This window comes from Streptomyces sp. DSM 106670, from assembly GCF_055792845.1.
The window spans coordinates 385,078-406,456 of record NZ_CM147704.1 but is presented as its reverse complement, the minus strand read 5'-3'; the positions used below and the strand labels follow the sequence as shown (position 1 = coordinate 406,456).

17 protein-coding genes and 1 pseudogene are annotated in these 21,379 nt (G+C 72.3%); 15 read left to right on the top strand and 3 right to left on the bottom strand.

Annotated elements, in window-relative coordinates:
• Positions 1-122 precede the first annotated feature (122 nt).
• The 7 genes and pseudogenes from ACSMXR_RS01700 (at position 123) to ACSMXR_RS01670 (ending at position 11,014) form a co-directional block, all read left to right on the top strand.
• Positions 123-1,343 (top strand): cytochrome P450, encoded by a 1,221-nt coding sequence (locus tag ACSMXR_RS01700; protein ID WP_381910866.1) that lies wholly within the window; start codon positions 123-125, stop codon positions 1,341-1,343.
• Positions 1,344-1,365: 22 nt separating this feature from the next.
• Positions 1,366-2,496 (top strand): annotated as a pseudogene (locus ACSMXR_RS01695) (type III polyketide synthase); the annotation flags it as partial.
• A gap of 99 nt (positions 2,497-2,595) precedes the next feature.
• Positions 2,596-3,786, top strand: coding sequence for a S8 family peptidase (locus tag ACSMXR_RS01690; protein WP_376187204.1), 1,191 nt, complete (start codon positions 2,596-2,598; stop codon positions 3,784-3,786).
• A 250-nt stretch (positions 3,787-4,036) separates the two neighbouring features.
• Complete coding sequence (locus tag ACSMXR_RS01685; RefSeq protein WP_473171049.1) at positions 4,037-8,326, top strand: discoidin domain-containing protein; 4,290 nt, start codon at positions 4,037-4,039, stop codon at positions 8,324-8,326.
• Positions 8,327-8,461: 135 nt separating this feature from the next.
• Positions 8,462-9,469, top strand: coding sequence for a LacI family DNA-binding transcriptional regulator (locus ACSMXR_RS01680; RefSeq protein ID WP_137230893.1), 1,008 nt, complete (start codon positions 8,462-8,464; stop codon positions 9,467-9,469).
• 46 nt (positions 9,470-9,515) lie between these two features.
• The gene (locus ACSMXR_RS01675) at positions 9,516-9,833 is read left to right on the top strand and encodes a cupin domain-containing protein (RefSeq protein ID WP_137230895.1); all 318 of its coding nucleotides are present in this window, start codon (positions 9,516-9,518) and stop codon (positions 9,831-9,833) included.
• 149 nt (positions 9,834-9,982) lie between these two features.
• Positions 9,983-11,014, top strand: coding sequence for a YihY/virulence factor BrkB family protein (locus ACSMXR_RS01670; RefSeq protein ID WP_473171048.1), 1,032 nt, complete (start codon positions 9,983-9,985; stop codon positions 11,012-11,014).
• Here the strand turns inward: ACSMXR_RS01670 and ACSMXR_RS01665 are convergent.
• Complete coding sequence (locus ACSMXR_RS01665; RefSeq protein ID WP_137230897.1) at positions 10,992-12,002, bottom strand: zinc-binding dehydrogenase; 1,011 nt, start codon at positions 12,000-12,002, stop codon at positions 10,992-10,994. The two genes, ACSMXR_RS01670 and ACSMXR_RS01665, sit on opposite strands and share 23 nt — an antisense overlap.
• 106 nt (positions 12,003-12,108) lie before the next feature.
• Here ACSMXR_RS01665 and ACSMXR_RS01660 point away from each other — a divergent pair, with 106 nt between their 5' ends.
• Positions 12,109-12,699, top strand: coding sequence for a TetR-like C-terminal domain-containing protein (locus ACSMXR_RS01660; protein ID WP_473171047.1), 591 nt, complete (start codon positions 12,109-12,111; stop codon positions 12,697-12,699).
• Positions 12,700-12,744: 45 nt separating this feature from the next.
• Here the strand turns inward: ACSMXR_RS01660 and ACSMXR_RS01655 are convergent, their stop codons facing one another.
• Positions 12,745-13,593: a M12 family metallo-peptidase gene (locus ACSMXR_RS01655; protein ID WP_473171046.1), complete on the bottom strand. Its 849-nt coding sequence runs from the start codon at positions 13,591-13,593 to the stop codon at positions 12,745-12,747.
• Positions 13,594-13,818: 225 nt separating this feature from the next.
• Here ACSMXR_RS01655 and ACSMXR_RS01650 point away from each other — a divergent pair, with 225 nt between their 5' ends.
• Positions 13,819-14,691, top strand: a complete 873-nt coding sequence (locus tag ACSMXR_RS01650; RefSeq protein WP_473171045.1) for a substrate-binding domain-containing protein — start codon at positions 13,819-13,821, stop codon at positions 14,689-14,691.
• A gap of 10 nt (positions 14,692-14,701) precedes the next feature.
• Here ACSMXR_RS01650 and ACSMXR_RS01645 read toward each other — a convergent pair whose 3' ends face one another.
• Positions 14,702-15,127 carry a nuclear transport factor 2 family protein gene (locus ACSMXR_RS01645; protein WP_473171044.1) on the bottom strand — a complete coding sequence of 142 codons (426 nt, stop codon included), beginning with the start codon at positions 15,125-15,127 and terminating at the stop codon, positions 14,702-14,704.
• 154 nt (positions 15,128-15,281) lie between these two features.
• Here ACSMXR_RS01645 and ACSMXR_RS01640 point away from each other — a divergent pair, with 154 nt between their 5' ends.
• From ACSMXR_RS01640 to ACSMXR_RS01615, 6 genes are all read left to right on the top strand, one after another.
• Complete coding sequence (locus ACSMXR_RS01640) at positions 15,282-15,851, top strand: PadR family transcriptional regulator (RefSeq protein WP_364889768.1); 570 nt, start codon at positions 15,282-15,284, stop codon at positions 15,849-15,851.
• 78 nt (positions 15,852-15,929) lie between these two features.
• A complete protein-coding gene (locus ACSMXR_RS01635) occupies positions 15,930-16,607 on the top strand; it encodes an ArsR/SmtB family transcription factor (RefSeq protein WP_473171043.1) in 678 nt (225 codons plus the stop codon).
• Positions 16,604-17,986, top strand: a complete 1,383-nt coding sequence (locus ACSMXR_RS01630) for an MFS transporter (protein ID WP_473171042.1) — start codon at positions 16,604-16,606, stop codon at positions 17,984-17,986. Before ACSMXR_RS01635 ends, ACSMXR_RS01630 begins: the two co-directional genes overlap by 4 nt.
• Positions 17,979-18,911, top strand: coding sequence for a carbohydrate kinase family protein (locus ACSMXR_RS01625; protein WP_473171041.1), 933 nt, complete (start codon positions 17,979-17,981; stop codon positions 18,909-18,911). Before ACSMXR_RS01630 ends, ACSMXR_RS01625 begins: the two co-directional genes overlap by 8 nt.
• A 181-nt stretch (positions 18,912-19,092) precedes the next feature.
• Positions 19,093-20,127, top strand: a complete 1,035-nt coding sequence (locus ACSMXR_RS01620) for a beta-ketoacyl-ACP synthase 3 (protein ID WP_364889757.1) — start codon at positions 19,093-19,095, stop codon at positions 20,125-20,127.
• Entirely contained in the window at positions 20,111-21,367 is a 1,257-nt protein-coding gene (locus ACSMXR_RS01615) for a beta-ketoacyl-[acyl-carrier-protein] synthase family protein (RefSeq protein WP_137230905.1), read from the top strand. The genes ACSMXR_RS01620 and ACSMXR_RS01615 overlap by 17 nt, the downstream gene beginning before the upstream one ends.
• Positions 21,368-21,379 lie beyond the last annotated feature (12 nt).

Sequence of the window (21,379 nt, the reverse complement as noted above, 5' to 3'; positions counted from 1 at the left end):
CGGCTGACTGCTGTGTGTCACTGACATGTTTCGGAGAGTGACGGGGCACACAGGGTGAGGTCTGGTGCCGGGTCCCGGTCCGGCGCGCCCATTCCTCGAAGCGGTCATTGGGAGAAACCTCGGTGGAGCACACCTCGGTGCAGAACAAGGAAACCGTCCGGAGCTGCCCGTTCGACTACGCGCAGCAGTTGGAGTTCGACCCCCAGCTCAGGCAATTGCTGACCGAGGAGCCGGTGTCCCGCATCCGGATGGCGTACGGAGAGGGCGAGGCCTGGCTGGTCACCCGCTACGAGGACGTCCGCACGGTCACCACCGACCGGCGGTTCAGCCGCAGCGCCGTCCTCGGCCGTGACTTCCCCCGGATGACCCCGGAGCCGATCGTCCAGGCGGAGTCCATCAACCTCATGGACCCGCCCGCCAGCAGCCGGCTGCGCAGCCTGGTCGCCAAGAGCTTCACCCCCCGCCGCGTCGAGCAGATGCGCGGCGGGACCCAGCGGGTGGTGGACCGGCTGCTGGACGAGATGGCGGACGAGGGCTCACCGGCCGACTTCGTCGCCCGGGTCTCCTCGCCGCTGCCGCTGATCACCATCTGCGAGGCGCTCGGCATCCCCGAGGCCGACCGCCCCTGGCTCCGGGCCCACGCCATGACGATGATGAACGTCGGGGCCGCGGGCAAGCAGGACGCGGTCCGCGCCAAGGCGGAGCTGCGCGGCTACTTCCAGGAGCTGACCGCCGACCGGCGCCGCTCCCCGGGCGAGGACCTCATCAGCACCCTGGCCACGGCCCGGGACGGCGCCGAACTGCTCGACGACGACGAACTGGCCGTCATGGCGATGGTCCTGCTCATCACCGGCCAGGACACCACCACCTACCAGCTCGGCAACATCGCCTACACCCTGCTCACCAGCCCGGAACTTCTCCACTCCCTCCAGGCCGAACCGCAGCGGCTGCCCCGCACGCTGGAGGAGCTGCTGCGCCACATCCCGTTCCGCAAGGGCGTCGGCATCCCGCGCATCGCCCTGGAGGACGTGGAGCTCGGCGGCGTCCTCATCAGGGCCGGTGAGGTGGTGCACGTGTCCTATCTGACGGCCAACCGGGACGCCGCCAAGTTCGACCGCCCCGACGAGCTGGATCCCGACCGCCCGTCCATCCCCCATATGACGTTCGGTTGGGGCGCCCACCACTGCCTGGGCGCGCCGCTGGCCACCATGGAACTGGAAGTGGCCTTCTCCACGCTGCTGACCCGCTTCCCGGCCCTGCGTCTGGACGTGCCGCCCGAGGACATCCAGTGGAACACGACGTCCATCTGGCGTTACCCGCTCGCCCTGCCCGTCACATGGTGACGAGAGCCTCCGCTCCGAGACACGAGGAGAATCCATGGCGACCCTGTGCAGACCCGCCATCGCTGTGCCCGAGCACATCATCACGATGCAGCAGACCCTGGACCTGGCCCGCGAGACCCACGCCGGTCACCCGCAGCGCGACCTGGTCCTGCGGCTCATCCAGAACACCGGCGTCCAGACCCGGCACCTCGTGCAGCCGATCGAGGAGACCCTGAAGCATCCCGGATTCGAGCTCCGCAACCGGGTGTACGAGGCCGAGGCCAAGAGGCGGGTCCCCGAAGTCGTCCGGCAGGCCCTCGCCAACGCCGAGACCGACCCGTCCGAGATCGATCTGATCGTCTACGTGTCCTGCACGGGCTTCATGATGCCCTCGCTGACCGCGTGGCTCATCAACACGATGGGCTTCAGGGCCGAGACCCGCCAACTGCCCATCGCCCAGCTCGGCTGCGCGGCGGGCGGCGCGGCCATCAACCGCGCGCACGACTTCTGTCTGGCCTACCCCGAGGCCAACGTGCTCATCGTCTCCTGCGAGTTCTGCTCGCTGTGCTACCAGCCCACCGACATCGGCGTCGGCTCGCTGCTCTCCAACGGGCTCTTCGGGGACGCCCTCTCCGCGGCTGTCGTACGGGGGCAGGGCGGCACCGGCATGCGGCTGGAGCGCAACGGCTCCCACCTGGTGCCCGACACCGAGGACTGGATCTCCTACGCGGTCCGCGACACCGGGTTCCACTTCCTGCTGGACAAGCGGGTCCCGGGCACCATGGAGATGCTCGCCCCGGTGCTCCAGGACCTGGTCGACCTGCACGGCTGGTCCGTCCCCGACATGGACTTCTTCATCGTCCACGCGGGCGGGCCGCGCATCCTGGACGACCTCTGCCACTTCCTGAAGCTGCCGCCCGAGATGTTCCGCTACAGCCGGGCCACGCTCACCGAACGCGGCAACATCGCCAGCTCCGTCGTCTTCGACGCGCTGGCGCGGCTCTTCGACGACGGCGGCGCCGCCGAGTCCGCGCAGGGGCTCATCGCCGGATTCGGACCCGGCATCACCGCCGAGGTGGCCGTCGGCAGTTGGGCGAACGACGACCTCCGGGCCGGCGTCGACCATGACCTCGACGCGCTGGAGCTGGCCGCGGGCGTTGCGCTGTCCGGCTGAACCCGCTAAGGCGACCGGCGGACGGGGACGAAGGAACGGGTGTTCGCACTTCGCGGATGCACTCGCTCCGTGAACGGATCCCCACCCCGAGGAGAATGCATGCGCCTGCCCGCCCGCTGGGCCACGGCCGCTCTGCTGCTGGTCGCTCCGCTGATCGCCGCACCGACTCCGGCCTCGGCCGACACCGGACCGGAAGGGGTCCTGGTGGAACAGTCCACCCGGGCCGTACCCGGGCAGTACATCGTCACCCTGGAGCCCGAGCTCTCACCGGACACCGTCCTGCGGGAGCTCGGGCTCGACCCGTTGTTCCGTTACGGGAACGTCCTGCACGGCTTCGCCGCCACGCTGACCGCCACCGAGCTCGAAGCGGTACGGACCGTCCCCGGCGTCCTCGCCGTCGAGGAGAACGCCGAGGTGGCGGTGGAGGCGCCCAGGGCGGGAGGCCTCTTCCGGGCCCCCGCGGCCGGCTGGGGCACCGACCGCATCGACCAGCGCGCCCTGCCGCTGGACGACACCTTTACCACCACGGCCACCGGCAAGGGCGTCAAGGCGTACGTCGTCGACACCGGGATCGACGCCGCGCACAGCGAATTCGGCGGCCGGGTCGTGAACGGGTTCGACGCTGTCGGGGACGGCCGCGGCGGTATGGACTGCAACGGCCACGGCACGCACGTCGCGGGCACGGTCGGCGGCGCGACCTCCGGCGTGGCCCAGGACGCCTCGCTGGTGAACGTACGTGTCCTGAACTGCGAGGGCCGGGGCACCTGGGCCGGCATCCTGGCCGGATTCGACTGGGTCGCCAAGGACGCCGCGCGCAGCGCGACCCCGGCCGTGCTGAACGCCTCGCTCGGCGGCGCCCGTTCCTCCGCGGTCGACGCGGCGGTCGAGTCCGTCGCCGACGCGGGCGTGCTGCCGGTCGTGGCCGCGGGCAACGACGACCGGGACGCCTGTGACGTGTCCCCGGCGGCCGCGGACGGCGTGGTCACGGTCGGCGCGAGCGACCGGCAGGACCGGGAGACCTCCTTCAGCAACTGGGGCTCCTGCCTGGACCTGTACGCCCCCGGCGCCGACATCGTCTCCGCCCGCCTCGGCGGCGGCACCGTCTCGCTGAACGGCACCTCGATGGCCAGCCCGCACGTCGCGGGCGTCGCCGCGCTCTACAAGCAGGAGAACCCCACGGCCTCGCCCGCCGCCGTCGCCCGGTGGCTCAACGACACGGCCACCCCCGACGTGCTCTCCGGCCTCGGCCAGGGCTCGCCCGACCGGCTGCTGTACACCGGCGGCCTCTGACGATCCGTCGGAAGGCCCGACCGGATCCCCGCCACGGGGCCGGGGAGCGGTGACCGCGCGGCGGAATCCGCTCCCCGGCCCGGCCGTTCGGCTGTTGCCGAAACGGTGGACGGTCTCTCATTTCTCTGCAACTCTCTGACGGCACAACGCAAAACAGGCCGCAGCAAACGCAGAAATCCATGTTCCCTGGCTGCGGTCACAGAGCCGCGCCCTCGACGCGCCCTGCGCCGAGGCCGAAGATCGGGGAGCCATGAGAGCCCAACGCTGGAGATGGCGGGCGATATCCGCCTTGGTCACGACCAGTCTTCTGATGATCGGCTGGCCGTCGCTCACCGCCTCGGCGGCCGACGGTCCCAACCTCGCCGCGGGCCGGGCCGCGGCCGCGAGCAGCGCCCACGCGGAGTACGGCGCGTCCAACATCACCGACGGCAACCGGTCGACGTACTGGGAGAGCGCCGGAGGCGGACTGCCCCAGTGGGTCCAGGCCGACCTGGGCGCGGGCGCCCGCGTCGACGAGGTGAAGCTGACCCTTCCGGCGGGCTGGGAGACCCGCACCCAGACGCTGTCCCTCCAGGGCAGCGCGGACGGCACCAGCTTCGCGACCCTGAAGAACTCCGCGACGTACACCTTCGCCCCGGGCGCCGCGAACGAGGTCACCATCGCGTTCCCGGCCACCCTGACCCGGTTCGTCCGCGTCAACATCACCGCCAACACCGGCTGGCAGGCAGCCCAGCTCTCCGAACTGGAGGTCCGGGGCGCCGGTGAGTCCTCGGCCGACCTCGCCGCCGGCAAGACCCTCACCGCCAGCAGCAGCAACGGCGCGCAGACCCCGGCCAACGCCAACGACGGCAACCGCGACAGCTACTGGGCGAGCCGCGACGGCCAGTTCCCGCAGTGGATCCAGGCCGACCTGGGCGCATCGCTCGGCGTGGACCGGGTGGTCCTGCGGCTGCCCGACGGCTGGGCGGCCCGCAGCCAGACCCTGAAGCTCCAGGGCAGCGCCAACGGCACGGACTTCACCGACCTCACCGCGTCCAAGGACCACCGCTTCGACGCGGCGGGCGGGCAGTCGGCGACGATCACCTTCGACGCCACGACGACACGCTATGTCCGTGTTCTGATCACCGCCAACACCGGTGCGGAAGCAGCCCAGTTGGCCGAGCTGGAGATCTACGGGCCGACCACCGGCGACACCGAGGCACCGACCGCGCCGACGAACCTCGCCTTCACCGAGCCCGCCACCGGGCAGATCCGGCTGACCTGGAAGGCCTCGACGGACGACAAGGCCGTCACCGGCTACGACATCTACGCTGACGGCACCCTCCTCACCAGCGTCGCGGGCGACGTCACCACGTACACCGACACCCGCCCGGCCGGGCAGGACGTCAGCTACTTCGTCCGCGCCAAGGACGCGGCGGGCAATGTCTCGGGCGACAGCAACACCGTCACCCGCGGCGGCGACAGCGGCGACACCCAGGCCCCCACCGCTCCCTCCGCTCTGGCGTACACCGAACCGTCGAGCGGATCGGTCAAGCTGACCTGGCAGGCGTCCACCGACAACAAGGGCGTGACCGGCTACGACGTCTACGCCAACAACGTGCTGCGCGGCAGCGTCGCGGGCTATGTGCTGACGTACACCGACACCCAGTCGGCGTCCACCACGGTCAGCTATGTCGTGCGGGCCAAGGACGCGGCGGGCAACGTCTCCGGCGACAGCAACACCGTCACCCGCAACGGGCAGAGCGGCTCCGCGTCCAACCTCGCCGTGAACAAGCCGATCACCGCCTCCTCCGTGGTCCATACCTTCGTCGCGGAGAACGCCAACGACAACAGCACCACCACCTACTGGGAGGGCGCGGGCGGCAGTTACCCGAACACCCTCACCGTGAAGCTCGGCTCCAACGCCGACACCGAGAACATCGTCGTCAAGCTGAACCCCGACAGCAGCTGGGGTCCGCGCACCCAGCGCATCGAGGTCCTCGGCCGCGAACAGAACGCCTCGTCCTTCACCTCCCTCTCCGCCGCGAAGGACTACGACTTCAGCCCCGCCTCCGGCAACACGGTGACCATCCCGGTCGCCGCCCGCGTCGCCGACGTCCAGCTGAAGTTCACCGCCAACAGCGGCTCCGGGGCCGGCCAGGTGGCGGAGTTCCAGGTGCTGGGCGCTCCGGCGGCCAACCCGGACCTCCAGGTCACCGGTATCACCGCCGAACCCGCCGCACCGGTGGAGACGGACGGGATCACCCTGACCGCGACCGTCCGCAACGCCGGAGCGCTCGCCGCCCCGGCGAGCGAGGTCGAGCTCCGCCTCGGCTCCACCAAGGTCGCCACGGCCGCCGTCGGAGCACTCGCGTCGGGCGCCTCCACCGAGGTCAGCGCCTCCATCGGGGCACGGAACGCGGGCAGTTACGAACTGAGCGCGGTCGCCGACCCGGCGGACGAGGTCATCGAGCAGAACGAGACCAACAACACCTACACCAGCGCCTCCCCGCTGGTCGTGAAGCCGGTCTCCAGCTCCGACCTGGTCGCCGCCGCGGTCACCACCTCACCCTCGGCCGCCTCCGAGGGCGACACGGTCACCTTCTCCGTCGCACTCAGGAACCAGGGCACGGTGGCCTCGGCGGGCGGCAGCCACGGCATCACACTGACCCTCGTCGACAGCAAGGGCGCCACGGTGAAGACCCTCACCGGCGCCCACAACGGGGCCATCGCGGCGGGCGCCACCACCGCGCCGGTCCCGCTGGGCACCTGGACCGCGGCCAACGGCTCGTACACCGTACGGACCGTGATCGCGGACGACGCCAACGAACTGCCGGTCAAGCGCGAGAACAACACCTCCACCCAGGCGCTCTTCGTCGGACGCGGCGCCAACATGCCGTACGACATGTACGAGGCCGAGGACGGCACGACCGGCGGCGGCGCCCAGGTCGTCGGCCCGAACCGGACCGTCGGCGACATCGCGGGCGAGGCCTCGGGCCGCAAGGCCGTCACGCTCAACAACACCGGAAACTATGTGGAGTTCACCACCAGGGCCTCGACCAACACCCTGGTGACCCGGTTCTCCATCCCGGACGCCCCGGGCGGCGACGGCATCGACTCCACGCTGAACGTCTATGTCGACGGCGTCTTCCTCAAGGCGATCGACCTCACCTCCAAGTACGCCTGGCTGTACGGGAACGAGACCGCTCCCGGCAACTCCCCGGGCTCCGGGGCGCCCCGTCACATCTACGACGAGGCGAACGTGATGCTGGGCAAGACCGTCCCGGCGGGATCGAAGATCCGGCTCCAGAAGGACAGCGCCAACACCTCCACGTACGCGATCGACTTCATCAACCTGGAGCAGGTCGCACCGGTCGCCAACCCGGACCCCGCCACGTACACCGTGCCGGCCGGCTTCACCCACCAGGACGTGCAGAACGCCCTGGACAAGGTCCGCATGGACACCACCGGCACGCTGGTGGGCGTCTATCTCCCGGCGGGGGAGTACAGCACGGCGAGCAAGTTCCAGGTGTACGGCAAGGCCGTCCAGGTGGTCGGCGCCGGGCCCTGGTACACCCGCTTCAACGCCCCGGCCACCCAGGACAACACCGACATCGGCTTCCGGGCCGAGGCCAGTGCCAAGGGGTCGTCGTTCGCGAACTTCGCGTACTTCGGCAACTACACGTCCCGGATCGACGGGCCGGGCAAGGTGTTCGACTTCTCCAATGTGTCGGACATCGTGATCGACAACATCTGGAACGAGCACATGGTGTGCCTCTACTGGGGCGCCAACACCGACGACATCACCATCAAGAACTCCCGGATCCGCAACATGTTCGCCGACGGCGTCAACATGACCAACGGGTCCACCGACAACCTCGTGACCAACAACGAGGCGCGGGCCACCGGTGACGACAGCTTCGCGCTCTTCTCGGCGATCGACGCCGGGGGAGCGGACATGAAGAACAACGTCTACGAGAACCTGACCTCGATCCTCACCTGGCGCGCGGCCGGTGTCGCCGTCTACGGCGGCTACGACAACACCTTCCGCAACATCCATATCGCCGACACCCTCGTGTACTCCGGGATCACCGTCAGCTCGCTGGACTTCGGCTACCCGATGAACGGCTTCGGGACCGAACCGACGACGCTGGAGAACATCTCGATCGTGCGCGCGGGCGGTCACTTCTGGGGCACGCAGACCTTCCCCGGCATCTGGCTGTTCTCGGCGTCCAAGGTGTTCCAGGGCATTCGCATCAACAACGTCGACATCGTCGATCCCACCTACAGCGGGATCATGTTCCAGACGAACTACGTCGGCGGACAGCCGCAGTTCCCGATCAAGGACACCGTGCTCACCGACGTCTCCATCTCCGGAGCACGCAAGAGCGGTGACGCCTTCGACGCCAAGTCCGGCTTCGGACTGTGGGCCAACGAGATGCCGGAGGCCGGGCAGGGGCCCGCCGTCGGCGAGGTCACCTTCAACGGTCTGAAGCTCAGCGACAACGCGCAGGATGTCCGGAACACCACCTCCACCTTCAAGATCAATATCAACCCGTAGTCCGGAGGGTGCCCACGTGACCGCGGACGAGTGATCGCAAAGGGGTGCTTCCCGATGGCCGGGAAGTGCCCCCTATGCGTGCAATCCTTGCGTCGATAAGTCAAGTGTTTGCGCGGCTTGCGCTAACCTTGCGGCATGACGCGACGACTTGCTCAGGTTGCCAAGAAGGTTGGGGTCAGCGAGGCCACGGTGAGCCGGGTGCTCAACGGCAAGCCCGGGGTGTCGCGGACCACCCGGCAGTCCGTGCTGACGGCCCTGGACGTCCTCGGCTACGAGCGGCCCACCCAGCTGCGGGGCGAGCGCGCCCGGCTCGTCGGTCTCGTCCTGCCCGAACTGCAGAACCCGATCTTCCCCGCCTTCGCCGAGGTGATCGGCGGCGCCCTCGCCCAGCAGGGCCTCACCCCCGTGCTGTGCACCCAGACCAAGGGCGGCGTCTCCGAAGCGGACTACGTGGACCTCCTGCTCCAGCAGCAGGTCTCCGGGGTGGTCTTCGCCGGCGGTCTGTTCGCCCAGGCCGACGAGGCCCATGAGCACTACCACCGGCTCGCCGAGCGCCGCATCCCCGTCGTCCTGATCAACGCCCCCATAGAAGGACTGGACTTCCCCTGCGTCTCCTGCGACGACGCGGTCGCGATCGAACGCGCCTGGCGCCACCTCGCCTCCCTCGGCCACGAGCGCATCGGCGTGGTCATGGGCCCCTCCGACCATGTGCCCTCCCGCCGCAAGCTCGCCGCGGCCCGGTCCGTCGCCTCGGCCAACGGCGGGGAGCTGGCCGAGGCGCATGTCGAGCGCTCGATGTTCTCCCTGGAGGGCGGCCAGGCGGCGGCTTCCCGGCTGCTGGAGCGGGGCGTCACCGGCATCATCTGCGCCAGCGACCCCCTGGCGCTCGGCGCCGTACGGGCGGCCCGCCGCCGCGGCCTCGGAGTACCGTCCGACATCTCGGTCGTCGGCTACGACGACTCGGCGTTCATGAACTGCACCGAACCCCCGCTCACCACGATCCGCCAGCCCATCGAGGCCATGGGCCGGGCCGCCGTCGAACTGCTCTGCGCGGGCATCCAGGGCGGTTCGGTCCCGCCCGACGAGCTGCTCTTCGAGCCGGAGCTGGTGGTCCGGGGCTCCACCGCGAAGGCGCCCCGCTGAAACGACGCGGATCGCGGCACCGCCACGGCTGCGGCACAGTGGGCACATGGACGACCTCAACGCACTCGCCGAGGAACACCTGACCGCGGCCCGCGCCTCCGCGCACGGCCGCAGTGCCCACCTGCTGCTCCAGCAGCCCCCCTTGCGGCAGACGGTGATCGCTCTCACCGAGGGCACGGCGCTCGACGAGCACAACGCGCCGCCCGCCGCCTCGCTCCTCGTGCTGCGCGGCAGCGTCCGCCTCACCGCAGCGTCCGGCGACGCCGAACTGTCCGCCGGAACCCTGCACCCGATCCCGCAGGAACGGCACGGGCTGCTGGCGCTCCAGGACGCCGTGGTCCTGCTCACGGCCGTCAACGACTGACCCTCCGGAGCGCGGGAGGCTCCCCCGGCCGGGGAGGGGGGTGTGCTTCGGCCGCGACGTGGCAGGAGAGGATCGAGCGGGGTCGGCGGGTCCGGGAACGGACCGGTCACGCCGCCCACCGCGTCCGCCCACGTCCCCGGAGTACCAGCTTGCCCACCCAGACCGCGTCCGCCGCGGGAAGCGCCGTCCCCACCGCCGGACGCGCCGCACCGTCCCGCCGCTGGCCCACCGCCCTGCGCCGCACCCCGGTCTCGCTGTGGAACGACGACGTCACCGACTGGGCCGCCGCCCTGACGTACTACGCCATCCTCGCCCTGCTCCCGGCGCTCCTGGTCACCGTGTCCGTGATCGGCCTGGCCAACCCGGACGCGACCAGCGCCCTGATCGCCGACATCACCGCCTTCGCCCCGGCCGAGTCCGGCGAGGCGCTGCGCCGTCCGCTGGAGGCGGCGACCGAGCAGCGCACCGCCGTCTGGGTGCTCGTGGCGACCGGCAGCGTGAGCGCCGTGTGGTCCGCGTGCAGCTATCTGGCGGTGTTCCGGCGGGCGATGCACGCGATGCACCAGGTGCGGGACACCCGCCCGGCGCTGCGCAAGGCCCACATCATCGTCGTCTCGGCGATCGGTCTGCTCGTCCTGCTGATGACCAGCGCCCTCGCGCTGGTCCTGACCGGCCCGCTGGCCCGCTGGCTCGGCCGCCGCATCGGCCTGCCGCACGGGGGCGAGACGCTGTGGGCGGTCCTGAAGTGGCCGGTGCTGCTCTGCCTCGTCGCCTGTCTGATCCTGGTGCTCTTCCGCACCGGCCCGCGCCCCGCGCGCGGCATCCGCAGGGGTCTGCCCGGCGGGGTCCTGGCCGCCTTCCTGTGGCTGGCCTCCTCGGCGGGATTCGCGCTGTACGCGACCCGGATCGGCAGCTACAGCAGGCTGTACGGATCGCTCGCCGGGCTCGTCGTCTTCCTCATCTGGGTCTGGTTCGCCAACCTCTCGCTGCTGGCCGGCGCCCAGTTCAACGTCGAGCTGGAGCGGCGCGAGGCGGAGCCGGAAGAGGAACCCGGCACCACCGCGGACGAGCCCGCCACGGTGGTCCCGGACGCCTCGGACGGGCCACCGGTCGAGGCTGCTTCGGACGGGCCCGTCAAGGCCGCTTCGGACGGGCCCGTCAAGGCCGCAGAACGATCCTGACCGGGTCGCCCTCCTTGGTCTCCACCCGCCGCACCGCCTCCGCCGCGTCCTCCAGCGGCAGCACATCGGTGATCGAGCGGGAGAAGTCCAGCCGACCGCCCTCGGCGAGCCGGACGAGCTGCGGCACATGGTGGCCCTCCGAGCCGTAGTGGCCCAGGATCCGGTGCTGGAGGTAGCTGAACAGCGTGCCGTCGGGCACGGTCAGCGGCTGGTCGGTCAGCCCCACCAGCACCAGCCGCCCCTTCGGCGCCAGCGCGGTCAGCGCCTGCTCGCGGACCGGAGGCACCCCGGCGAAGTCGAACGCCGCCGCCAGGCCCGCGCCGCCCGTCGCCCCGAGCACCGTCTCGCGGAACTGCGGATCGGCCGGGTCCAGCGCCAGATCGGCCCCGAACTCCAGGGCCCGCCGCCGGGCCGCCGGGGCGGGGTCCACCGCGACCACCGGATGCGCGCCCACCGCCCGCAGCAACTGCACGGCATGCGCGCCGAGGCCGCCCACCCCCCAGACGCCCACGGCCTCCGCCGCCCGTACGTCACCGGTGGCGGTCACCGCCGCCCACGGCGTCGAGACCGCGTCCGGGATGATCGCCGCCTGCTCGAAGGGCAGCGAGTCGGGCAGGGCGACGAGCGTGGACGCGGTGGCGAGGGCATACTCGGCCCAGCCGCCGTCGTAGTCGACGCCCCGGGTGTATGTCCGGCCCCGGCGCTCCTCACCGGCCTGGAGGACCACGCGGTCGCCGACCGTCCAGCCCTCGACACCGGGCCCGGTCTCCGCCACGGTCCCGGCCACCTCATGGCCCAGGGTGACCGTGTCCCCCTCCGGATACATCGGGCTCAGGGTGCCGTCGATGAGATGCACATCGGAGAGACACACCCCCGCGGCCCCGACCTTCACCAGCACCTCGCCGGGGCCGGGCGCCGGCCTGTCCACCTCCTCCACGGTGAGGGTGCGGCTGGGGAGGTGGAGACGCGCGGCGCGCATGCGTTCCATGACGGGTCCTTACGGTTCGGATCGGCGGCCTATCGCAAGTCGCCTTGCTTTGAAACGTAAGCCCGGCCTGCCCGTAAAGCAAGTAGACCTGCGATACGGTTCGCGGGTGACCACCGAGAAGAGCCCCGCGCCGCTGCGCCGCCGGGGCGAACGCATGCGACAGGCCGTACTGGCGGCGACCGTCGACCTGCTCACGTCGGAAGGGCTCACCGGCACCACGGTCGCGGCGGTCGCCCGGGCGGCGGGGGTGCACGAGACCTCCGTGTACCGGCGGTGGGGGACCCGCGAGAACCTGCTGCTGGACGCCCTCGGCTCGCACGCCGACGACGCGCTGCCCGCGCCCGACACGGGTGACGTGCGCCAGGACCTGACCCAGCTGATGTCGGCGGTCTCGGACTATCTCGGCTCGCCGCAGGGCGCGGCCCTGCTCCACCTCGGCGCCTCGCCCGACGCGGGGCCCGTCGAGGCGGAGCGGCTGCCGTACTGGGACGCCCGGCTGGAGCGCGGCGAGGACATCGTGCGGCGCGGGGTCGAGCGCGGCGAGCTGGCCCCGGACACCGACCCCCGGCTGGTGGCGGAGACCCTGGCCGGGCCGCTGTTCGCGCGGGTCCTGCTGACCGGGGCGCCGCTGGACCGGGGGCTCGCACGCCGGATCGTGGACCTGACGCTGGACGGCGCGCGCCCCCGTAACGGGTGACAGGCCGACGGGTGACGCGCCACCGGGTGAAGCGCTGCGGCCGGGTCAGCCCTTGTCGCGGTATCCGGCGACGATCGGCATCGTCTCGCGCAGCACCCGTACCCCGTCGTTGTCCGCGTCGCCCAGCCGGTGGCCCTTCCAGCTCTGCGTCGCACTGGAGAACCGGCTGATCCGCCGGCAGTGGTCCCCGCACGCGGAGCGGTACGCCATGATCGTGTAGCGCTTGCCGTCCTCGGTGATCCAGCCGGTGTTGTACGGGCGGTTCCGGCTCACGCTCATCGAGCCGTCCGCCTTGCCCGCCAGCGTCGTACGGTCGTGGGCGAGGCCCAGATTGTGGCCGATCTCGTGGCTCGCCGAATCCAGGTCGATCCCGTCGACGTCGACGACCGCGTAGGCGAACTCGTCCGTCGAGGCGTCGAGCGCCGGGGTGTAGTCCGCCGTGCCGCCGCCCCGCTGCGGCCGGTCCACGACGAGCGTGACCAGGTCGGCGCCGTACCGCGCGCGCTGCTCGTGCACCCGCCGTCCCAACCCCGCCGTGTGCTCCTTGAGGGTGGCGTGCGCGGTACGGAACTCCTCCGAGCCCTCGTAGTCGGTCGCGGTGTACGGGTGGACGACCCGGATGATGCCGCAGAGTCCGCCCGCCGCCAGGGACCGGTTCATCCGCGTCGCGATCCGCTGGGCCGAGGCGGGCACCCGGTGTTCGCCGCCGACCCGCTTCGCGGCCTTCGGCGTGTAGAGGGCCAGCACATCGACCACCGGACACTGCGCCGCCCTCGCCGCTCCTGCCGCCGCACGTGCCGTGACCCCGGCCGTGGCCGGCGTGTCCGCCGAGGCCGCACAGAGCGACGCGCCGACACCGACGGCCAGTGCTGCCTTCAAGAAGGTCGCGCGCATGGGGAGTTGACTCCGTCTGGAGGGGGCCGGCCCAGGGCGCTGCCCGATGACTGAGGGTGCCTCATTTCTAACATTCGGTGACGTGAGGCGCCCATCGTGGCCGAAACCGGTCGACGGACGTTTGTTCCCTGGCCAGAGGGGTGTGGGGGCGAAGAGGTGGGCAGGTACACGTGTACGAACTCGCACGAATGGAACGGCAGTCGGCGGCAGAGAGGCGTGTGTGACGTGACGGAACAGAGCGAATGGCGGTTCTCCGACGACCGGGGGCAGCAGTCGACGGCACCCCGGCCGCCGGTGCGGGTGCTGGCCTATGTACAGGCCGGGGCCACCCTGTGGGACCTCGGAATCCGGCCGGTGGGCATATTCGGCTCCGACCACGACGGACCGGAGCCCGACACGGCGAAGACCGGGACCCTGCCGCTGGACGAGGTCGAATACGTCGGTGCGGGGTCCGCTCTCGACGTCGAGCGGCTGCTGAGCACCGGACCGGAGCTCGTGGTGGCCGTCAGCTACGGCGGCGGTCATGTCTACGGGCTGGCCCCCGAGACGGCCAAGCCGCTGGAGGAGCGGGTGCCGGTGGTCGTCCTCGACGTCAGCCAGGCCCGTACGTTCGGTGAGATCGGCGACCGGTTCGCCGCGCTGGCCCGCTCGCTGGGCGCGACGGAACGGCCGGGCGCGGACCGGGAGCCGGCCGCCGCCCGGGAGCGGCTGCGCTCCGTCGTCGCCGCCACGTCCGGCGACGCGCCCCGGGTGCTCGCGCTCTCCCCGGCCGGCCCGGACCAGGCGCATGTCGCACGCCCCCGGATGTGGCCCGAGCTGCGTGTGCTCACCGAACTGGGCGTCCAGGTCGTGGAGCCGGCCGAAGGCCCAGGGGCCAACTGGTCGACGCTGAGCCGCACCGACACCTTCGCGCTGCGTCCCGAGGTGGTCCTGACCGACATCCGCGCCCACGCCGCCCCGCTGGAGGAACTGCGGGGGAGCGAGGGCGTGCCGACGCCCGTCGTTCCGTGGAACCCCGAGCCCCTCTACGGGCCCCGCGACCACGCCCGGTTCCTGGGCCTGGTCGCGGACGCCCTGGAGGCGGCGCGGGCGAGCTGAGTCCCCGGTTCTACGGGGCCGGGACGAGGCCGTCGGCGACCAGTCCGGCGAGCACCGCCTCGCCCAGCGCCTGGACGGCGGAGGCCGGGCGGACCATCACGGTGAACTCCTTGATGCGTCCGTCCTCGGCCAGGTGCAGGAGGTCGATGCCGTGGATCTCCTTGCCGCCGACCGTCGCCCGGAAGAGCAGGACCGCCGACGGGGCATCGGACCCGTCGGCGCTCGTCTGCGAGGCGCCCGCGAACTCGCCGACGTAACGGAAGTCCTCGAAGGTGCGCAGCAGGACGCCGAACAGTCCCAGCACCGCCGGCCGGCCCTCGAACGGGGTGAACTTCACCGGGCTGTAGAGCCGGATGTCCTCGGTGAACAGATCGTCCAGAGCGCCGAGGTCGCGGTTGTCCACGGCGGCACGGAAACGGTCCACTGCGGTGGTCATAGATCCTCCTCGATGAGGCGCGCCCTTGCCGGGGCACGTTTCATAGTCATGAAAGTGACTAGTCACTTTCATGACTATCATGAGGTGCGGTGTTCCGGACAGGGGCGGACGCGGGCGGGGATCACCCGGACGCGGTGGAGGGGAAGGCGGTCCGATGGCGTTGCGCCACGCGGTGCTGGCGGCGCTGCTCGACGAGGAGCTGAGCGGCTATCAGGTCACGAAGGCGTTCGCGGCGGGCGTCGCGAACTTCTGGCACGCGCTGCCGCAGCAGGTCTACGCGGAGCTGGCCAGGCTGGAGAAGGAGGGCCTGGTCGCGGGGCGCGAGGTCGTCCAGGAGGCGCGTCCCAACAAGCGGCTGTTCCGCGTCACCGGTGAGGGGCTGGCCGAACTGGAGAGCTTCGCGTCCGCCGCCGCCAAGCCCGCGTTCCTGCGGGAGGACCTGCTGGTCCAGGTGCAGGCGGCCGACCATCTCGACGCCGACGTGCTGATCGAGCGGCTCACCGAGCGCTACGCGTTCGCCGAGGCCAAGGCCGCGCTGTTCGAGGAGCAGTTGCGCAGGATGCGCGGCGGCCTGGACGAGGCGGAGTTCCTGCTCCGCGGCGCACGCGTCGGCCCGTATCTCACCTGCCGCCGGGGGCGGGACTTCGAACGCGCCAACCGTGACTGGTGCCGGGATGTGATGCGGGTCCTGCGGTCGCGGCGGGAGGTTTCCACCGGCTCCTGACCGTCACCGTCCAAGTTTCCCAAAAATATTCTGCAAAAATACTTTGGCAAAGTGCTCCTGCCGTCCTACGCTGCGGTCATGGACAGCGAAGACGGTCGTCGCGTACTCGATCCGGCGCAGGACGGGGCCGCCCTCAAGGCCCTCACCCACCCCCTGCGCCTCACGCTGCTCGGGCTGCTGCGGCAGCACGGCCCGGCCACCGCCAGCGAGCTCGCGGTCAGGACCGGGGAGTCCTCGGCCTCCACCAGCTACCACCTGCGGGTGCTCGCCAAGTACGGGTTCGTCGCCGAGGCCGACCACCGCGACAGCCGGGAGCGGCGCTGGAGGTCCGTGCACGACATGACCTCGTGGAGCAACGAGGCGATGCGCCGCACCCCCGGCGGCAGCACGATCCTCGGCGTCCTGCACCGCCGTCAGATCGAGCACCTCCAGCGGTCGCTGGACCGCCACGAGGCGGACCTGGACAGCGGTCGGCTGAGCCAGGAATGGCAGGAGCCGTCAGGTGTCAGCGACTTCATGCCCCGGCTGACCCCCGAATCGCTCGCCGAGCTGTGGGAGGCGTTCCGGGCGAAGACAGCCGAGCTGACCGCCCGCGACGCCGAAGACCCACGCGCCGAGCAGGTCGTGCTGTTCACCGCCGGACTCCCGCTGGCCCCGGACCCGGTGACCGGTCAGGACAGCGCGGACATCCCCGCCGAACCCGGGCCGACGGACGCTGCGGGCCCGGACGCCACCGCTGCCAAAGACGCCTCATGACCGGCGGACCGGCCACCGCCCCCGCCGCCACCGGTCACGGGCTGGACGGCGCGACCGCGCGCCGCCGGTTCGTCACGGTCTCCTTCCTCTTCTGGCTCCCGATCGGCATGTCCATCGCGACGGGAGTCCTCCTCTTCACCGAACGCGGCATGGGTCTCGCGGCCATCGCCGCCTGCTACGCCGTCCACTCGCTCACGGCCGCCGCGATGGAACTGCCCACCGGCGGACTGTCCGACGTCATCGGCCGGCGCCCCGTCCTGGCCGTCGCCGGGCTGCTCAACCTCACCGCCTTCACCCTCATCGGCCTCGGCGCGGCGGTCTGGGCCATCGTGCTCGGCATGGGCCTGATGGGCCTCGCCCGCGCCCTGTCCAGCGGGCCAGCAGAGGCCTGGTACGTCGACACCGTCCACGCCCACGCGGGCCCCGACGCCGATCTGCGTACGGGCCTGGCGCGCGGCAGCTCCGCCACCTCGGCCGCCCTCGCGCTCGGCACCCTGCTCGGCGGCGGGCTGCCCTGGCTGCTCGGCCTCGTCCCCGGCGCGGGGGAGTGGCCGGCCGACACGACCGGCGGCCTGGTCATCCCGCTCTCCGTACCCGCCCTGCTCGGCGCGCTGATCGAGGTCGTCTTCGTGCTCTACGTGCTCAGTGCCCTGCCCGAACCGCCCCGGCCCCGGACCACGCTGCGCCGGGTCGTGGGCGGCGTGCCCGCGGCCATCGCCGCCGGTCTCCGGCTCGGCGCCCGGGACGCCCTGATCCGGCGCATCCTGCTGACCGCGAGTGCTGCCGGGGCCGCGCTCGCCGCCGTGGAACTGCTCACCCCCGGCCGGGCCGCCGCCCTCATGGGGGCGGCCGAATCCGGGGCCCTGGTCTTCGCCGGGCTCGCCTGCGCCGGATTCCTGTGCTCCGCCCTCGGCAGCCAACTCGCCCCGCTCGTCGCCCGGTTGACCGGCAGCAGTGAGCGTGCGGTGCTCGTGAGCCTCGGGCTGGTGGCGCTGGGGCTGACCCTGCTCGGCCTCACCGCGCACTCGATGAGCACGCTCGCCACAGCGGTCGCCGTCACCGGCTACGGGCTGGTGTACCTCGGCCTCGGAGCCGCGGGCCCCAACGAGAACGATCTGCTGCACCGCCGGGTCGACGCCTCGGGCCGCGCCACCGCCCTCTCCGTCCAGTCGCTCTCCCTGCAACTGGTCGCCGCCGGCGCCGGACTGGCCGCCGGCACCCTGCCCACGGGCCCACTGCCCTGGCTGCTGGCCGCCGCCGTGCTGCTCGCGGGCGGGCTCCTGTGGGTCCGGTGCGTCGCACCGGTGGCTCCGGAGAATGTCAGGCTTGACCGGGACAACCGCCCCACCGCCCTGCAGGAGACCCACCCCCATGCCTGACCCCTGTGAACTGCTGGTCATCGGCGAATGCGTCGCCGACATCGTCCGGCTGCCGGGCGAGGCCGACCGGGTCCACCCCGGCGGCAGCCCCGCGAACGTCGCGTACGGACTGGCCCGCCTGGGCCACGACACCACCCTGCTCACCCAGTTGGGGCAGGACGGCCACGGGCGGCTCGTCCGGGACCATCTCACCGCCGCCGGCGTCGAGGTCCGTACCGACGACGCCACCGGACCCACCCCGTCGGCGGCCGTCGCCCTGGACGACCAGGGGCACGCCACGTACGCCTTCGACGTCGACTGGACCCTGGGCCCGGTGGCGCTCGACCGGGCGCCGCTCCATGTGCACACCGGCTCGATCGCGGCCGTCGTCGAGCCCGGGGCCGCGACGGTCCTGGCCGCCGTGGAGTCGCTGCGGGCCGGCGCCACCGTCAGCTACGACCCCAATGTGCGGCCCGAGTTGATGGGTGAGCACGCCCCGGCCGTGGCCCGCGTCGAGCGCTGTGTCGCGCTCAGCGACGTGGTGAAGGCCAGCGACGAGGATCTGCGGTGGCTGCACCCGGACGAGGAGGTGGAGCGGGTCGCCGAGCGATGGCTCGCCGCCGGTCCCGCGCTCGTCCTCGTCACCCGGGGCGGGGCGGGCGCGTTCGCCCTGTTCGACGGCGGCCGGGCCGATGTCGAAGCGCTGCCCGTCACCGTCGCCGACACCGTGGGCGCGGGCGACGCGTTCATGTCCGGGACGCTCCACGCGCTGGCCGCGCACCATCTCCTCGGCCCGGACGCGCGCGAGCGGCTGCGCGCCGTGGACCGGGACACCGTGGCCGACGTCCTGCGTCACGCGGTGGCCTCCGCCGCCGTGACCGTCTCGCGGGCCGGGGCCAACCCGCCCGGCCCGGACGAGCTCCGGGAAGCCCTGGCGCACAACTGACGCCTCGTCATGACCCGTTCGGCTCAGTCGAACGCACCCTCGTGAGGCGTTCCGCCGTTCGTCAACCCGATGCAGTACGACAACGGGATCGGGGCAACGGGTGGCGAGGAGACGGACGGCCGACAGCGGTACGGAACCGGGGACGCGGGCGGGCGTCTTAGCGGCCGGGACGCGCACGGCGGTGCTGGAGGGCGTGGCGGGCTGGGTGCCGGGGGAACCGGTCGGCAACGACCGGCTGCCCGCCGACTGGGACGTGGACGACGCCTGGGTCCGCCGCCGCACCGGCATCGGCAGCCGGCACCGCGCCGGCGAGGGCGTCGCCACCGGGGACCTCGCCTACGAGGCGGCCGCCCGGCTGCTGGCGCGCGCTCCGGCGGCGGGCGGGGTGGACGCGGTGGTCCTCGCCACCGCCACCCCCGACCACCTCTGTCCGGGCACCGCCCCCGCGCTCGCGGCCCGGCTCGGGCTCGGCACCGTACCGGCCCTCGACCTCGCCGCCGTGTGCAGCGGCTTCGTCTACGGACTGGCCGTCTGCCACGGGCTGGTCACCTCGGGCCTCTACGGGCGGGTCCTGCTGGTCGGCGCCGACGTCTACTCGACCTGGCTCGACCCGGCCGACCGCTCGGCGGGCGTCGTCTTCGGCGACGGGGCGGGCGCCGCCCTGGTGGCGGCCGGGCGCTCCGGCGACCCCGGAGAACTGCTCGCGTTCGACCTGGGCAGCGACGGCACCGGCTACGAGCTGATCACCGTCCCCGGCGGCGGGGCCCGCGCACGCGCGAGCGGAAAGCCACCGGGCCCGGGCGACGAGTTCTTCCGGATGCAGGGCGGCACCGTCTACCAGCACGCCGTCGAGCGGATGACCGGCTCCTGCCGGACACTTCTGGACCGGGTCGGCTGGGACCCGGCCGAGGTCGACCGCTTCGTGCCGCACCAGGCCAACGCCCGGATCCTGCGCGCCGTCGCCGACCGGGTCGGCATCGCGCCGCAGCGCTGCGTCACCCATCTGGAGCGGGTCGGCAACACCGGCGCCGCCTCCATCCCGCTGGCCCTGGCCGACGCGGCGGACGGGGGCCTCCTCCGCGCCGGCGACCGGGTGCTGCTCACCGCCTTCGGGGGCGGACTGACCTGGGGTTCGGCGGCACTTCGCTGGCCGGGTACCCCGCAGACCATTTCCACGGAAACTACGGAAGGAACACAGCATGTCGCTCCCCGCTGATCAGGGCACCGAGGCCGCTACCGGCACCGCCATCGCGGTGACGGGGGTCGGCCTGGTGACACCCGCAGGGGCGGACGAGCACAGCTTCTGGGAGGGGCTGTGCTCCGGGCACTCCACCGCCCGGCGGTGCGAGGAACTGGCCGGTCTGCCGGTCGACTTCGCCTGTCCGGTGGACGGCATCGACCTGGACGCGGCGGTGGGCGGCCGCTCGGTGTGGCGGATGGCCCGGTTCGTGAAGCTGGCCCTGGTGGCCGCCCGGCAGGCCGTCGCCGACGCCGGCCTCGACCCGGCACGGTGGGACGGCGGCCGGGTCGGCGTGGTGCTCGGCGTGGGCGTCGGCGGTGTTTCCGTGCTCGTCGACAACGCGGCCAAGCTGGCGGCCTCGGGCCCCGACGCGGTCTCCCCGCTGCTGGTCCCGATGATGATCCCCAACGCGGCGGCGGGCGAGGTCGCCATCGCGCTCAAGGCGGGCGGCCCGAGCCTCGCCCCCGCCACCGCCTGCGCCTCCGGGGCCACCGCCGTCGCCGTCGCCCGCGATCTGCTGCTCGGCGGCAGCTGCGACGTGGTGGTGGCGGGCGGCGCGGAATCGGTGCTGACCCCGCTGGTGGTCACCGCCTTCGCCCGGATGGGCGCGTTGTCCACCCGCACCGGCGACCCGGCGGCCGCGTCCCGCCCGTTCGCCGCCGACCGGGACGGCTTCGTCATCGGCGAGGGCGCGGCCATGCTCGTCCTGGAGCGCGAGGCCGGGGCCCGTGCCCGGGGCGGCCGCCCGCGCGCCCTGCTCACCGGGGCCGGTTCCAGCACGGACGCCCACCACCCCACCGCCCCGGCCCCCGACGGGCACGGCGCCCAGCGGGCGGTCCAGGCGGCGCTCGACCAGGCGGGCTGGACGCCGCGCGATGTCGACCACATCAACGCCCACGGCACCTCCACACCCCTCAACGACGCCATGGAGACCACCCTCATCTCCCGGCTCTTCCCGCACCGGCCGCCGGTGACCGCGCCCAAGGGCGTCGTCGGGCACACCCTGGCGGCGGCGGGCGCGATCGAGGCGGTGGCGACCGTCCTGACGCTGGAACGTTCCGCCATTCCGCCGATCGCCAACCTGGACGCGCTCCCCGACGCCTTCCCGCTCGACTGCGTGACCAAGGAGCCCCGCCACCAGCGGGTCGAGCGGGCGCTGAGCCACTCCTTCGGCTTCGGCGGCCACAACGTCGCCCTCGCCTTCCAACGCGCCTGATAAACGGGGGCA